Source organism: Streptomyces malaysiensis subsp. malaysiensis (assembly GCF_040653035.1).
Taxonomy (GTDB): domain Bacteria; phylum Actinomycetota; class Actinomycetes; order Streptomycetales; family Streptomycetaceae; genus Streptomyces; species Streptomyces malaysiensis.
On sequence record NZ_JBEZNG010000007.1, the window covers coordinates 92,508 to 105,700 of the forward strand.

Annotated in this window: 13 protein-coding genes; 9 read left to right on the forward strand and 4 right to left on the reverse strand. The window is 71.8% G+C overall.

The features are described 5' to 3' along the window. Positions 1–173 precede the first annotated feature (173 nt). The 5 genes from AB0E24_RS16800 to AB0E24_RS16820 all read left to right on the forward strand — a co-directional run bounded on the left by AB0E24_RS16800 (position 174) and on the right by AB0E24_RS16820 (position 5,375). Complete coding sequence (locus AB0E24_RS16800; RefSeq protein ID WP_069872941.1) at positions 174–731, forward strand: (2Fe-2S)-binding protein; 558 nt, start codon at positions 174–176, stop codon at positions 729–731. Next, a complete protein-coding gene (locus AB0E24_RS16805) occupies positions 728–1,720 on the forward strand; it encodes an FAD binding domain-containing protein (RefSeq protein WP_069872939.1) in 993 nt (330 codons plus the stop codon). Before AB0E24_RS16800 ends, AB0E24_RS16805 begins: the two co-directional genes overlap by 4 nt. Continuing rightward, positions 1,717–3,867 carry a xanthine dehydrogenase family protein molybdopterin-binding subunit gene (locus tag AB0E24_RS16810; RefSeq protein ID WP_069872937.1) on the forward strand — a complete coding sequence of 717 codons (2,151 nt, stop codon included), beginning with the start codon at positions 1,717–1,719 and terminating at the stop codon, positions 3,865–3,867. Before AB0E24_RS16805 ends, AB0E24_RS16810 begins: the two co-directional genes overlap by 4 nt. A gap of 247 nt (positions 3,868–4,114) precedes the next feature. Then, positions 4,115–4,648: a ferritin-like domain-containing protein gene (locus AB0E24_RS16815; RefSeq protein WP_069872935.1), complete on the forward strand. Its 534-nt coding sequence runs from the start codon at positions 4,115–4,117 to the stop codon at positions 4,646–4,648. A gap of 19 nt (positions 4,649–4,667) precedes the next feature. Beyond that, complete coding sequence (locus AB0E24_RS16820; protein ID WP_069872933.1) at positions 4,668–5,375, forward strand: pentapeptide repeat-containing protein; 708 nt, start codon at positions 4,668–4,670, stop codon at positions 5,373–5,375. Here AB0E24_RS16820 and AB0E24_RS16825 read toward each other — a convergent pair. Beyond that, positions 5,333–5,677 carry a hypothetical protein gene (locus AB0E24_RS16825; protein WP_359377729.1) on the reverse strand — a complete coding sequence of 115 codons (345 nt, stop codon included), beginning with the start codon at positions 5,675–5,677 and terminating at the stop codon, positions 5,333–5,335. The two genes, AB0E24_RS16820 and AB0E24_RS16825, sit on opposite strands and share 43 nt — an antisense overlap. Positions 5,678–5,928: 251 nt before the next feature. Between AB0E24_RS16825 and AB0E24_RS16830 the strand changes: the two genes are divergently transcribed. After that, positions 5,929–6,795, forward strand: a complete 867-nt coding sequence (locus AB0E24_RS16830; protein ID WP_093700256.1) for an AraC family transcriptional regulator — start codon at positions 5,929–5,931, stop codon at positions 6,793–6,795. A gap of 42 nt (positions 6,796–6,837) precedes the next feature. Here AB0E24_RS16830 and AB0E24_RS16835 read toward each other — a convergent pair whose 3' ends face one another. Beyond that, positions 6,838–8,274, reverse strand: a complete 1,437-nt coding sequence (locus AB0E24_RS16835; RefSeq protein WP_069872926.1) for an APC family permease — start codon at positions 8,272–8,274, stop codon at positions 6,838–6,840. Further along, positions 8,268–9,113 (reverse strand): carbon-nitrogen hydrolase family protein, encoded by an 846-nt coding sequence (locus tag AB0E24_RS16840; protein ID WP_359377732.1) that lies wholly within the window; start codon positions 9,111–9,113, stop codon positions 8,268–8,270. Before AB0E24_RS16840 ends, AB0E24_RS16835 begins: the two co-directional genes overlap by 7 nt. Before the next feature lie 127 nt (positions 9,114–9,240). Here AB0E24_RS16840 and AB0E24_RS16845 point away from each other — a divergent pair, with 127 nt between their 5' ends. After that, on the forward strand, positions 9,241–10,014 hold the full coding sequence (locus AB0E24_RS16845) for a FadR/GntR family transcriptional regulator (protein WP_359377735.1): 774 nt from the start codon (positions 9,241–9,243) through the stop codon (positions 10,012–10,014). A 33-nt stretch (positions 10,015–10,047) separates the two neighbouring features. Here AB0E24_RS16845 and AB0E24_RS16850 read toward each other — a convergent pair whose 3' ends face one another. Next, entirely contained in the window at positions 10,048–10,944 is an 897-nt protein-coding gene (locus tag AB0E24_RS16850) for an oxidoreductase (protein ID WP_359377738.1), read from the reverse strand. A gap of 62 nt (positions 10,945–11,006) precedes the next feature. Here AB0E24_RS16850 and AB0E24_RS16855 point away from each other — a divergent pair, with 62 nt between their 5' ends. Continuing rightward, a complete protein-coding gene (locus AB0E24_RS16855) occupies positions 11,007–11,600 on the forward strand; it encodes a TetR/AcrR family transcriptional regulator (protein WP_069872918.1) in 594 nt (197 codons plus the stop codon). Between the two features lie 305 nt (positions 11,601–11,905). Further along, positions 11,906–13,186 carry a YeeE/YedE family protein gene (locus tag AB0E24_RS16860; protein WP_359377740.1) on the forward strand — a complete coding sequence of 427 codons (1,281 nt, stop codon included), beginning with the start codon at positions 11,906–11,908 and terminating at the stop codon, positions 13,184–13,186. The last annotated feature ends 7 nt before the right edge of the window (positions 13,187–13,193 follow it).

Consider the following 13,193-nt stretch of genomic DNA (forward strand, 5'->3'; position numbering starts at 1 on the left):
GACAGCTGTCCGCATAGGCTTACCTTACCGGCAGAAACGGCCTGTGTGGATGGCCGAAACCGAGCGCTGACCGGCATTGTCACGCATCACACACTTCCGGGACCCCCATATGGGCCCCGGCCCCTCCATCGGACGACTTCAACGCGCACCACACCCGCGAAAGAAGGCTGATCATGGCCCCATCGACGTCCAGCGTCATCACGCTGAACATCAACGGCGAGAAATACACGCTGCCCGTCGACCACCGCACCACCCTGCTCGACGCCCTGCGTGAGCATCTCGACCTCACCGGGACCAAGAAGGGCTGCGACCAGGGCCAGTGCGGGGCCTGTACGGTGCTGCTCGACGGCCGCCGGACCGTCTCCTGTCTCCAGCTCGCGGTGGCCGCCGAGGGCCGCGAGATCACCACGATCGAGGGCGTGGCCGAAGGCGATCAGCTGCATCCGGTGCAGCAGGCGTTCCTCGACCTCGACGGCTACCAGTGCGGCTACTGCACCCCGGGGCAGATCTGCTCCGCCCTCGCCGTGCTCGAGGAGCACGAGGCGGGCTGGCCGAGCGCCGTCACCGCCGATGTCAGCCCCGAAGCGGGACCCCCGCCCCTCAGCCCCGATGAGATCCGGGAGCGGATGAGCGGCAACCTGTGCCGCTGCGGCGCCTATGTGTCGATCGTGCAGGCGGTCGCGCGAGCGGCCGAGGTGCGCACGAGCGGAGCCGAGGAGGCCGTGGCATGAAGGAGTTCGGCTACCAGCGCGTCCTCGAAGTCTCCGAGGCGGTCGCCGTCCTCGGCGCCGATCCCGACGCGCGTTTCCTCGGCGGCGGCACCAATCTGGTCGATCTGATGAAGACCGGCGTCGAGCGGCCGGGACGGCTCGTCGACGTACGCGAGCTCCCCCTGGACCGCATCGAGGTGACACCGGACGGGGGCCTGCGCATCGGGGCCACCGTCACCAACAGCGATCTGGCCGCCCACCCCGAGGTACGCCGCCGCTACCCGGCCCTCACCCAGGCCGTCCTGGCCGGTGCCTCCGGACAGCTGCGGAACATGGCCACCGTCGGCGGGAATCTCCTCCAGCGCACCCGCTGCGGCTACTTCGCCGATGTGGCGGGGCCCTGCAACAAGCGCCTGCCCGGCAGCGGCTGCCCGGCCATCGAGGGTGAGCACCACAACCACGCGATCTTCGGCGCCTCCGAGCACTGTGTGGCCACCAACCCCTCGGACATGGGGGTCGCGCTCGCCGCCTTCGACGCCGTCGTACATTACGAAACCGCCGACGGGCCGGGCGAGTTGCCGCTCGCGGACTTCTACCTGCCCGTGGGCGACACCCCGCATCTGGAGACCGCGCTGCCGTCCGGAGCGCTGATCACCGGGGTCAGCCTGCCCCCGGCCCCGGTCGCCGCCCACTCCCGGTACCGGAAGGTCCGCGAGCGCGCCTCCTACGCCTTCGCGATCGGCTCGATCGCCGCCGCCCTCGACGTCCGGGACGGGGTCGTCCAGGATGTCCGCCTCGCCTTCGGGGCGGTCGCCTCCCGGCCGTGGCGGGCCCTGGCGGCCGAGCGGGCACTGACCGGGGGCCCGGCGACCGCCGAGGCGTTCGCCGCCGCCGCGGACGCGGAACTGGCCGCCGCCGAGACCCTGCCCCACAACGGATACAAGGTGCCGCTGATGCGCAACCTCGTCGTGGCCCAGCTGACCGAACTCGCCGAGGAGGCCGCCCGATGACCACGACGACCGGAGCCACCACGAGGACGGGGGCCTTCGGCACCGCGCGCACCCGCGTGGAGGGCCGGGAGAAGGTCACCGGAGCGGCCCGCTACGCGGGCGACATCCCCCTGCCCGACCTCGCCCACGGCTGGATGGTGCTGTCCACCGTCGCCCGTGGCCGTATCGGCTCGGTGGAGACCGAAGCGGTCCTCGCCATGCCCGGTGTCCTCGCGGTCCTCCACCATGAGAACGCCCCGCGGGTCAACCTGGACTACATGGGCATGATCGGGCCGCCCGACCCGATCCTCGGGGTCTTCCAGAACGACCGTGTCCCCTTCATGGGCTGGCCGGTGGCGCTGGTCGTCGCCGAGCGGCCCGAGCAGGCCAGGGAGGCGGCGGAAGCCCTGGTGGTCCGGTACGACCAGGAGCAGCACGACAGCGCGTTCTTCGGCGGACACCCCGATATGTACACCCCCGCGGACTCGCCCTTCGGGCCCGCGGAGGCGACGAAGGGGGATGTCGAGGCCGAGCTCGCCGCGTCCACGTTCGTCGTGGACGCCGAGTACACCACGCCGGAAGAGCACCACAACCCCATGGAGCCGCATGCGGCGACGGCCCACTGGGACGGCGGCCGGCTCGAGGTCTTCGACTCCAACCAGGGCAGCACGATGGTGGCCGCCGAGCTCGCGCAGATCTTCTCCCTCGACCCGGCCTCGGTACGGGTGCGGTCCGAACACGTCGGCGGCGGCTTCGGCTCCAAGACGGTCCGCCCGCACCAGGTGGCCGCCGCCATGGCCGCCACCATGCTCCAGCGTCCGGTCCGCGTCGTCATGACCCGCCGCCAGATGTTCTCGACCATCGGCTACCGCAGCCCCACCGCACAGCGGGTCAGGCTCGGCGCCGACGCGTCGGGGCGGCTGCGGGTGCTGGACCACCGGTCCGAGTGCGTCACCTCGACCGTCCACGAGTTCATCGAGCGGAGCGCCACGGTGGCGCGCGTGATGTACGACGCCGAGGCGCACCACACCAGCGACCGCGTCGTACGGCTCGATGTGCCGACGCCGACCTTCATGCGGGCACCCGGCGAGGCACCGGGCTCGTTCGCGCTGGAGAGCGCGTTCGACGAACTCGCCGAGAAGACCGGTATCGACCCGATCGCGCTGCGGATCCGCAACGAGCCCGACCGGGGCCCCGTCTCGGGCCTGCCGTTCAGCAGCCGCAATCTGGTCGCCTGCTACGAGGAGGGCTCCCGCAGGTTCGGCTGGGCGGACCGGGATCCCCGTCCGGGGGTGCGCCGCGAGGGGCGGTGGCTGCTCGGGACCGGTATGGCGGCGGCCAGCTTCCACTCCGGCGCCGGACCGTCCACGTCGGCGGTGACGGCGGAGGCGGACGGCACCTTCACCGTGCGCATCAACGCGGCGGACATCGGCACGGGCGCCCGGACCGCCATCACCCTCGTCGCCGCGGACGGGCTGAAGGTGGATCCGGAGCGCGTCCGGGTGGTCATCGCGGACAGCGACCTCGGTCCGGCGATGCTCGCCGGTGGTTCGATGGGCACCCGCTCCTGGGCGTGGGCGGTGGCGATCGCGGTGGACGAACTGCGCGGGCGGCTGGCCCTGGGCGGCGACATCCCGCCCGAGGGCATCACCGCGCGGTCCGACACCACCGAGGCGATCGGCGCCCTGGCGCAGAAGGAACGGCACTCCTTCGGCGCGCAGTTCGCCGAGGTGGCCGTGGACATCACCAGCGGGGAGGTCCGTGTACGGCGGATGCTCGGGATCTTCGCGGCGGGCCGGATCGTCAACCCGCTGACCGCGCGCAGCCAGCTCATCGGCGGGATGACCTGGGGCATCTCCATGGCCCTGCACGAGGAGGCGATCCGGGACCGGGCCTCGGGCGGCCTCGTCAGCCCCGACCTCGCGGGCTATCACTTCGCCGCCAACGCCGATGTGCCGCTGATCGAGGCGGACTGGGTGGACGACCCGGACCCGGACGACCCGGTCGGCATCAAGGGCGTCGGCGAGATCGGCATCGTGGGGGCCGCGGCGGCGGTCGCCAACGCGGTGTGGCACGCCACCGGCGTCCGCCACCGCAACCTGCCGATCCGCCCGGACCGGGTGCTGTCGGCGGGGACGAAGGTGGCGGAGCCCGGCCACGCGGGCTGACCTTGTAGTGGAGTGATCGGCGCCGGCCAGGGCGGTTCCTGGCCGGCGCCGAACTCATGGGCGGGCGACGTCGCAGACGGGCACCTGGACCTCATATCCACCGGCCACGTCCGACGCGGCGCCACCGGCCGATACCGCCGTTCGGCTGGCGCCGTGCGGCGATCCAGTCATCTTCCCGCTCGGCCCGAGCCCCTCCGGGCCCGGCGGGGAACACTCGCCCAACCCGAGGAGAGCAGAGAGGGCACCGATGAGCGACAACTTCGTGCTGGACGTGACCAAGATCCGTGAAGAGGCCCGGCAGAAGATGGCGGCCGGACCGGTCACGGACACCTACGGACTGGACAAGGACCGGGTCATCGGCATCCTCAACGACGTCATCGCGACCGAGGTGGTGTGCTGGCTTCGCTACACCCGCCACGCCATCTCGGCCAGCGGGATCGACCGCGCCCAGGTGTCCTCGGAGTTCACCGAGCACGCCAAGGAGGAGATGCAGCACGCGCTGCGCGCCGCCGAACGCGTCTCCCAGCTCGGCGGCGACCCCGACTTCGACCCCTCCTCGCTCACCCAGCGCGCCCAGACCGACTACACCGCACCGCCCGACAACGACCTGAAGGCGATGCTGGAGCACAATCTGCTCGCCGAGCGCATCGTGATCGCCAGCTATCAGGAGATCATCCGCTGGCTGGGCGAACACGACCCGACCACCCGCCGGCTGATGGAGTCGATCCTGGAGGAAGAGGAGGAGCACGCCGACGATCTGGTGGATCTGATCGGCGTCTGACACCGTGATGGGTCGGCCCATGACCACGCGGTGGCCCCGCTCGCTCTCCTGCCTCATCGTGGCCGCCCTGTCCTCGGCCCTGCTCGCCGGGTGCGGGGAGGACGACGACCACGGCCGGAGCTGTTCCGGCCGTACGGGCAAGGATCTCTCCAGCCGCACCGTGGCCGGTGGCGACCTGTGGCAGAAGAAGCTGCGGTGCGTGAATCTCGAACGGTCCACCCTGACCGGACTGGTGTCCGAGGCCAATCTGCGGCGCGGCAATCTCTACGCGGCACGGCTGGCCGCGGTGTCGCTGGAGAACGTCGATCTGCGGGGCGCCGACCTCCGGCGGGCGGACCTCACCTCCGCCACCCTCTCGCAGGTCGATCTGCGCGGCGCCGATCTGAGCGGCGCCAGGCTCGGCAGGGGTCTGCTCACCGATGTCAGTTTCGAGGGCGCACGGCTGGACGGCGTGTATCTGCGGGCGGCGTCCCTCACCCATGTCGGCCTCAACGGAGCGGATCTGAGCGGCGCCGATCTGGGCGGAGCCACGGTGTCCGACTCCGATCTCCGCGGTGCGCGGCTGCGGGATGCGGATATCTCGACGACGAGTTGGGAGAACGTCCTCTGCCCGGACGGCTCCCGGTCGAGCGCACGGGTCTCCTGCGCCGACCATCTGGACCGGGCGGCGGACCGGGCCTCGGGTCAGCGCCCCGAGTCGTCGGACGGCTTGGCCGATTCGCTCTGAGGTGTCTTCCGCGCGGCGCGGTGCGCCTGCTCGAGACCTTCCATATAGGCGTCCAGATAGTCGGCGTCCGACAGCCGGGCGCACGGTTCGGGGACGGGGTGGGAGCGCACCGCTCCGCCCTTGTGGGCGGCCGCCCGGTCGGCGATGGCATCGACACAGCGCCGGGTGGTCTCGGCCTTCTCGGCGGCGCCCGGGGTGGCGCTCGGGGTGCTCTTCCCACGCCCGTCGCCGCCGGTGGAACAGCCGGTCAGGAGCAGGCTGATGGCGATGACTGCCGCGGCTTCGACGGTGCGGGTGCGCATGTCTCTCCCAGGTGCGTGTGGTGGGGTGCATCATGCGGCGCGGGGGCGGCGGGGTGGGAGTGGCGTGAATGCGTTGTGATGGAACGGTGACCGAACGGGCGTACAGATGAACCCGCGGCCGAGCCCGGGGAAAGCGGCGGCGGGGACGGCCCTCGGCGCCCTGGGCCCACCCGACCGGAGCGGGCACAGGATGTCGGGTCCGGCAGGGTGCCCACTTCCTAACGTGAGGGGTGTCAAAGAAGGAGACCGAGGTGCTGGAGCGGCTGAACGAGGCCCTGGACCACATCGAGTCGCGGCTCGATCAGCGGATCGAGGTGGCCGACTTGGCGCGGATCGCGGTGACATCGGAGTACCACTTCCGCCGGCTGTTCTCCGCGCTGGCGGGGATCTCGCTGTCGGAGTACATCCGGCGCAGACGGCTCACCGTCGCGGGGGCCGAGGTGCTCGCCGGGGAGCGGACGCTCCTGGAGATCGCGGTGCGCTACGGCTATGGCTCGGGAGAGGCGTTCGCGCGTGCGTTCCGGGCCATGCACGGTGTGGGTCCGGGCGAGGCCCGGCGAGCGGGTGCCGCCGTGAACTCCCAGCCGCGGATGTCCTTCCGCCTCGTTGTCGAAGGGAGCAGCAGCATGCGATACCGGGTCGTGGAGAAGGAGCGATTCCATGTGGTGGGCAAGAAGGTCCGTGTCCCGCTCGTCCATGAGGGGGTGAATCCGCGGATCGCGGAGTTCATCCGGAGCATCGACGAGGAGACGATGCGGCGTATCGCCGCCCTGTCGGATCAGGAGCCGGAGGGGATCCTGGGGGTGAGCGACAACCTCGACCCGAGCCGGGCCGAGGGCACCGAACTGGACTACTACCACGGGGTGGTGACCGGGGCCGCCGCTCCGGAGGGCTTGGACGGGCTCGCCGTTCCGGCGGGGGCCTGGGCCGTCTTCGAGAACTCCGGGCCGTTCCCGCGGGCGCTCCAGTATCTGTGGCGGGACGTCTTCACCCAGTGGTTCCCGTCCAACCCGTACCAGAGCAGGCCGGGTCCGGAAATCCTGCGCACCCGGCTGTCCCAGGACGCGGCGCGGGCGGACGCGGAGCTGTGGATCCCCGTGGAGCGGACCGCGCTCTGACGCCCGCTCGGCTGTCGTGGCGGCCGAGCGGGGCGCGGCGTCTCACATCCGCCCGCGTGCGGTGCCGGGCCCTCGGACCAGGCCGGCGATGAAGGCGAGGAAGGGAATGACGGCGAGGACGGTGCTCACGCCCACACCACCGCCGGTGACGAGGGTGAAGTTGGAGAACACCAGCCACATCGCGGTGAGCAGTCCGGCCACGGCCAGCAGCGGCGCGATCCGGGTCTGCCAGCGCCTGCCCGAGGAGAGCTCGGCGTTGCGCGCGAAGAAGGTGACCACGGCGACGGAGGTGATGAGCATGAGCACGATCATGCCGACCGTCGCCACCCCCGCCATCGAGCCGAAGACGCCCACCAGCGGATCCAGTCCGATGGCGGCGCAGGCGACGACCAGGACCAGCGCGGTGACGGTCTGGACGATGGAGGAGACGGACGGCGAGTGGTGGCGCGGATGGACCGCGCCCAGCCGGGCCGGGAGGAGGTCCTTGCGGGCGAGGGTGAAGGTGTAGCGGGCGATGACGTTGTGGAAGGAGAGCACACAGGCGAAGAGGCTGCTGAGCAGCAGGACCTGCATGACGTCCCGCAGCGCGGTGCCGACGTAGGTCTGGGCGGTGTCCATGAGCATGTTGCCCTGGCCGTCCAGGGTCTTCTGGGCCACGGCCGTGGCGTCCTCGGTGCCCGCCGCCAGGACCAGCGCCCAGCAGGACAGCGTGTAGAAGGTGCCGATGATCAGGACGGCGAGGTACGTGGCCCGCGGGATGGTCCGCTCCGGGTCGCGGGCCTCGTCGCGGAAAACGGCGGTGGCCTCGAAGCCGATGAATCCGGTGATCGCGAACAGCACGGCCACGCCCAGCGGGCCGGAGAACGCCGTATGCGGGGTGAACGACTCGACGTCGACCCCGTGGGCGCCGCCCCGGCCGAAGATCCCCGCGTCCAGGACGAGCACCACCGCGATCTCCAGGACGAGCGCGACCCCGAGGACCTTGGAGCTGAGGTCTATATGGCGGTAACCGAGGAAGGCCACGATGGCCAGTGCCGCGAGCGCCCACACCCACCAGGGCAGGGTCGGCCCGCCGAACGAGTGGAGGACATCGTTCACGGCCCATCCCAGATAGCCGTAGACGCCGACCTGGACCGCCGTGTACGCGACGAGCGCGACCGCGGCCGTGCCCACTCCGACACGGTCCCCCAGGCCACGGGTGGCGTAGGCGTAGAAGGCGCCGGCCTGCGGCACGTGGGGTGTCATGGTGACGAAGCCGACCGCGAACACCAGCAGGATCAGGGAGGCGAGGGCGAAGCCCACGGGGGCTCCGGCGCCGGGGCCGCCGGCGATGGCGAGCGGTACGTTGCCGCCGACCACCGTCAGGGGCGCGGCGGCGGCGATCACCATGAAGACGATGGCACCGGTGCCGAGCCGCCCCGAGAGGTTCGTCTGCGTCGGTCGCGGCGTGGATGACTGCACATCGGGGTCGGTCAGCATGACGGGTCCTTGGTGGCGCGGGCGGACGGGGTGAAGAGGTCTGGCCGGAGGTCGGCCAGATACGGATTGGCCTTGCGTGCTTCCCGGACCGTGTATGGGTCCACGGTCGCGAAGAGCAGCCGGTTGCCGTGTTCGACGCTGTCCAGCACGGTCGCCGACGGGCTCACGATGGAGCTGCGGCCGACGTAGCGCTGTGAACCCTCGTCGCCGTCATGGTTGACGTAGGCGATGTAGATCTGGTTTTCCCAGGCGCGCACCCTCAGCAGGTGCTCGGCGATGAACTCGTACGGTCGCATCTGGGCGGTCGGGACCGCGACGAGGTCCGCGCCGGCCAGGGCGGCGGCCCGTACGTTCTCGGGGAACTCCACGTCGTAGCAGATCAGCATGGCGATCCGGACGCCCCCGTAGTCGATGACGGGAGCGGTTCTGTCGCCCGGTGTGAAGTACCTGCGGTCGAGTTCGCCGAAGAGGTGGTTCTTGCGGTGGCGGCCGAGCACCGTTCCGGCCGGGTCGATGAAGAAGGCGCTGTTGTAGTAGGCGCCGGAGTCGTGCTCGGGTGCTCCGAGGACGAGCGCGATGCCATGTGCGGCGGCCATCTGCCGGGCCGGGGTCAGCAGGTCGGTGCGGGCCAGGTCCCGGACGGTGTCCCCGATGTCGTAGCCGGTGACGAACAGCTCGGTGGTGACCAGGAGTTCGGCACCCTCGGCACGGGCCCGGCGGCACGCCGCGTCCAGCTCGTGGAGGTTGGCGTCGACATCGCCGGGCGTGCCCGCCGTCTGTAGTCCGGAGATCTTCATCGGTGCCTTCGGAGTGGGCGTCCAGGGGTGAATGCGAGCCATACAAACATGCTCACTTTGATCAGGTAAACCCCCGGAGGTTACGGTTCCGCAAAGCGGCGGCCCCCGTCCCGAGGCCGTGCGCCGAGGCCGTCGGGAGCCCGCGAGGCCGGGTGCCTACCCTGAGGGAATGGCGATCCAGGAACCGTCCGGCGCACCGAGCGCCCTGACCAGCAGCGCCCTCGCCGCGATCCGGCGCACCAGCGCCGTCGACACCGTCCGGGCCCGGATCTCGCTGGCCGTCGACCTGGGCCTGCTGGCGCCCGGTGAGCGGCTGCCCAATGTCCAGGCCACGGCGGCTGCGCTCGGGGTCGGCGAGATCACCGTCCGCCGGGCCCTGCGGACCCTGGAGGACGAGGGTGTCGTCCAACGGCGCCCGGGGCGCACGGGCGGCACGTTCATCGCGGAGCGGCCCCGGCGCCGCACCGTGGCGCAGGTCGCCGCGTACCGGGAGGACAGCGAGCGGGTGCACCGGCTGATCGACGAGCGCATCGTGCTGGAGGCCGGTTTCGCACATCTGGCCGCCGAGCGGCTCGATCGGCCGGGGCTCGACCGGCTCGACCAGTGCGTCCGGGAGATGGACGCCGCCGGGAGCTGGGCCGAGTTCCACGCCGGTGACCAGCGGTTCCATCTGGCCCTCGCCGAGGCCGCCGGACTGCCTTCCGCCCTGGCGATGTACGAGCGGGTCACCGGAGAGCTGTACGCGTACTTCCTGCCGTATCCGCTGGACTACCTCCGCGGCAGCAACGAACAGCACAAGGCCATCAGGGCCGCGCTCGGCGTGCGTGACGCCACCCTGGCGGCCGGTCTGCTCCGGGACCATGTGGCGGAGCTGCACCACTCGATGTACGTCGGCTTCGCGGACAGCGACAACGACAACACCCAGCGGGGCGACGACGGCTGACGGCGGCGCCCCCACCGGCGAACGCGCCCCGGGTCAGCCGAGGGGAAAGGCGGTGTCCGTGAGCCGTTCGGACAGCTCCCACAGCCCGGCCGCCAGCACCTCGTCCCGAGCGGCGGCGCCGCGCCCCACGAGCGTGGGACGGCCACGCCGTTCGCCCCGTCCGCCGGGGCCGACATAGCTCGCTCCCGCCAGGTCCTGTGTGGCGGCGAACAGCGTCGGCAGGCATCCCGCGGCCTCGCTCTGCATCATCAGCCGCCCGGCGGCCGTCGCGACGAGGCTCATCACCGGACCGAGGTGCCGGTTCAGCCCCGTCCGCGCGGCGCCGGGGTGGGCGGCGAGGGCGCGCACGGCGGAGCCGGCCCGCGTCAGCCGCCGTTGCAGCTCCAGGGTGAAGAGCAGATTGGCCAGCTTCGACTGGCCGTAAGCGGCCGAGGCGCGATAGCGGCGCCGCTCCCAGCCGGGGTCGGAGAGGTCGAGCGTGGCGTGCCGGTGGGCGTTGGAGGAGATGGTGACCACGCGGTCGGTGATCCGCGGGAGCAGCAGGTTGGTCAGGGCGAAATGCCCCAGGTGATTGGTGCCGAAGTGGGTCTCGAAGCCGTCCGCCGTCCTGTCCCGCGGGACGTTGGCCACCCCGGCGTTGTTGATCAGGATGTCGGCGGGGCGGTCGAAGGAGGCCGCGAAGCGCCGTACGGACGCGAGGTCGGCGAGGTCCAGGGGCAGCAGTTCGGTGCTGCCGGGCAGGTCCGCGGCGGCCCGCCGCGCCCGGGGGACGTCGCGCACGGCCATCACGACATGCGCTCCCGCGCCGGCGAGCGCACGGGCGGTTTCGAGGCCGATCCCGCCACCCGCCCCCGTGATGATCACCGTACGTCCGGTCTGTGCCGGGAGGTTCTCCGCCGCCCAGGGGGCGGCGCCGAGTGAGCTGGTCATGACGGCGAAAGTATTCAACGGCAACATTGTTGTCAATGGATACATTCGGATAGGGTGCCCCCATGGCCCAGCCACGCCCCTACCACCACGGAGATCTGCGCAACGCCCTGCTGCGGCAGGCCGAGCGCACCCTGGCCGAACGCGGCGTCGACGGCCTCTCCCTCCGGGAGCTCGCCCGCGAGGCGGGGGTCAGCAATGCCGCGCCCCGCCGCCATTTCGCGGATAAGCAGGCCCTGTTGGACGCCCTCGCCGAAGAGGGCTACGAACGCCTGGGCCGCAGGCTGGACGCGGCCCTGGCGGGAGCCGGGGGCGGCATCGCCGAAGGGCTGGCGCTCTTCGCGCGGGCCTATGTCGAGTTCGGTGTCGAGAACCGCGCGCTGCTGGGCCTGATGCACCACCCCAAGGACGTCCCGCGCGACGAGCGCCTCACGGCGGCCAACGACAGGGCGTTCGCCGCGCCGCTGCGCCTCCTGGCCGAGGCGCGGGCGCGCGGCGACATCGACCCCGACACCACCGGCCGGGTCGACATGACCCTGCTGGCGCTCCTGCGGGGACTCACCGTGCTCGTGGCCACCGGAGTGCACGGGGACCGCCCGCTCGACGAGCTCGTGACCGGCACCGTGAACACCCTGCTCAACGGCCTGCGGCCGCGCTGAGACGCCCCGGGCGCCCGGGGAACGCCCTCGGGTTCGGCCTGTGGCTGACCCCACAGATCACATGGTGAGACCGGGGTCCGGTTTTTGAAATCCGGACCATATCCTGGGGTGCATGTCCGCACCCGCCCATCTGCTCTGTCTCGCGCTGTTCGCGAGCTCGGCGTGGTGCGTCGACGACGGCCTCTGTCGCCGCTGAGCCGGAACCGGCCGGTTTCCCCACCGCGCGCCGCCCGCCGTAGCGCCGCGCCGCCCGGCCGGGCCCTTCCGCCCAGTGACATCCCCTCGAACGTCTCCGGAGTCCGCACGTGACCACCGCCACGCCCGCCGGGGCAGCGAAGACCTCCGCACTGCTGTCCCCCTCACCCACCTCCGTCCCCCGGCCGGACGCACCCGCCGCGCCACCGGTGCGCCGGGGGCCGCTCGCCGTATCCGGGCTGCTCGCCGCCGCGCTGACCGCGTACGTATGGTCCGCCCATGGGGCCAAGGCCGGCGTTCTGCTGTTGCTCGGCCTCGGGCTCGGCGTCGCTCTCTTCCACTCCCGCTTCGGCTTCACCTCCGCCTGGCGGCAGCTGGTGGCCGTCGGCAACGGCACCGGACTGCGCGCCCACGCCCTGCTGCTCGGCACCACGGCCACGCTGTTCGCCCTGCTCATCGGCACCGGGACCGGACTGTTCGGATCCGTGCCGGCGCCCTCGGCCGGACCGCTGGGGCTCGGGCTGCTGATCGGCTCGTTCGTCTTCGCCGTCGGCATGCAGCTCGGTGGGGCCTGCGCCTCCGGCACCCTCTTCGCGGTCGGCTCGGGCCAGACCTCGATCGTGCTCACGCTGGGCGGCTTCATCGCCGGAGCGACCCTCGCCGCCTGGCAGTTCGACCTGTGGAAGGACCTGCCCGCGCTGGATCCGGTCGTCATGGCGGACCACATCGGCTGGTTCGGGTCCTGGGCGGTGACGATCCTGGTGCTCGCCGCCATCGCCCTGGTCAGCCGACGCGTCCAGGCCCGCCGCAACCCGCCGCCGATCGATGCGGTGCCCTCCGCGCGCAAGTCCGCCGCCCGAATCCTGCGCGGCTCCTGGCCGCTGGCGGTCGGCGCGCTGGCGCTGGCCGTACTGGGCGCCGGTGTGCTGGCCGTCTCCGGTGGCGCATGGGGCGTCACCAGCGCCTTCAGCCTGTGGGGTGCGGAGCTGGTACGGGCGCTCGGCGGCCATCCGGAGAGCTGGAGCTGGTGGCAGCAGCCCGGGAACAAGGAGATGCTCGCGGGGCCCGTGCTCACCGACAAGACCAGCCTCACCGACATCGGCATCATGATCGGCGCGGCGGTCGCCGCGGCGCTCGGCGGCACCTGGACCCTGCACCGCGGTGTGCCGTGGCGAACGGCGACCGCGGCGGTGCTCGGCGGTGTGCTGATGGGCATCGGCGCCCGGCTGGCGGGCGGCTGCAACATCGGCGCCTACCTCGCGGGGATCGCCTCCGGCAGCCTGCACGGCTGGATCTGGGGCGCCTTCGCCCTCCTGGGCACCTGGGCCGGGCTGAAGCTGCGGCCGCTCTTCGGACTCGGGAACCCCAAGCCGGGCGACGGAGTCTGCTGACAACGGC

Excerpts from the sequence above, each read along its gene's own strand:
- AB0E24_RS16800 (WP_069872941.1), top strand. The coding sequence starts at position 174 with ATGGCCCCATCGACGTCCAGCGTCATCACGCTGAACATCAACGGCGAG.
- AB0E24_RS16805 (WP_069872939.1), top strand. The coding sequence starts at position 728 with ATGAAGGAGTTCGGCTACCAGCGCGTCCTCGAAGTCTCCGAGGCGGTC.
- AB0E24_RS16810 (WP_069872937.1), top strand. The coding sequence starts at position 1,717 with ATGACCACGACGACCGGAGCCACCACGAGGACGGGGGCCTTCGGCACC.
- AB0E24_RS16815 (WP_069872935.1), top strand. The coding sequence starts at position 4,115 with ATGAGCGACAACTTCGTGCTGGACGTGACCAAGATCCGTGAAGAGGCC.
- AB0E24_RS16820 (WP_069872933.1), top strand. The coding sequence starts at position 4,668 with ATGACCACGCGGTGGCCCCGCTCGCTCTCCTGCCTCATCGTGGCCGCC.
- AB0E24_RS16825 (WP_359377729.1), bottom strand. The coding sequence starts at position 5,677 with ATGCGCACCCGCACCGTCGAAGCCGCGGCAGTCATCGCCATCAGCCTG.
- AB0E24_RS16835 (WP_069872926.1), bottom strand. The coding sequence starts at position 8,274 with ATGCTGACCGACCCCGATGTGCAGTCATCCACGCCGCGACCGACGCAG.
- AB0E24_RS16840 (WP_359377732.1), bottom strand. The coding sequence starts at position 9,113 with ATGGCTCGCATTCACCCCTGGACGCCCACTCCGAAGGCACCGATGAAG.
- AB0E24_RS16845 (WP_359377735.1), top strand. The coding sequence starts at position 9,241 with ATGGCGATCCAGGAACCGTCCGGCGCACCGAGCGCCCTGACCAGCAGC.
- AB0E24_RS16850 (WP_359377738.1), bottom strand. The coding sequence starts at position 10,944 with ATGACCAGCTCACTCGGCGCCGCCCCCTGGGCGGCGGAGAACCTCCCG.
- AB0E24_RS16855 (WP_069872918.1), top strand. The coding sequence starts at position 11,007 with ATGGCCCAGCCACGCCCCTACCACCACGGAGATCTGCGCAACGCCCTG.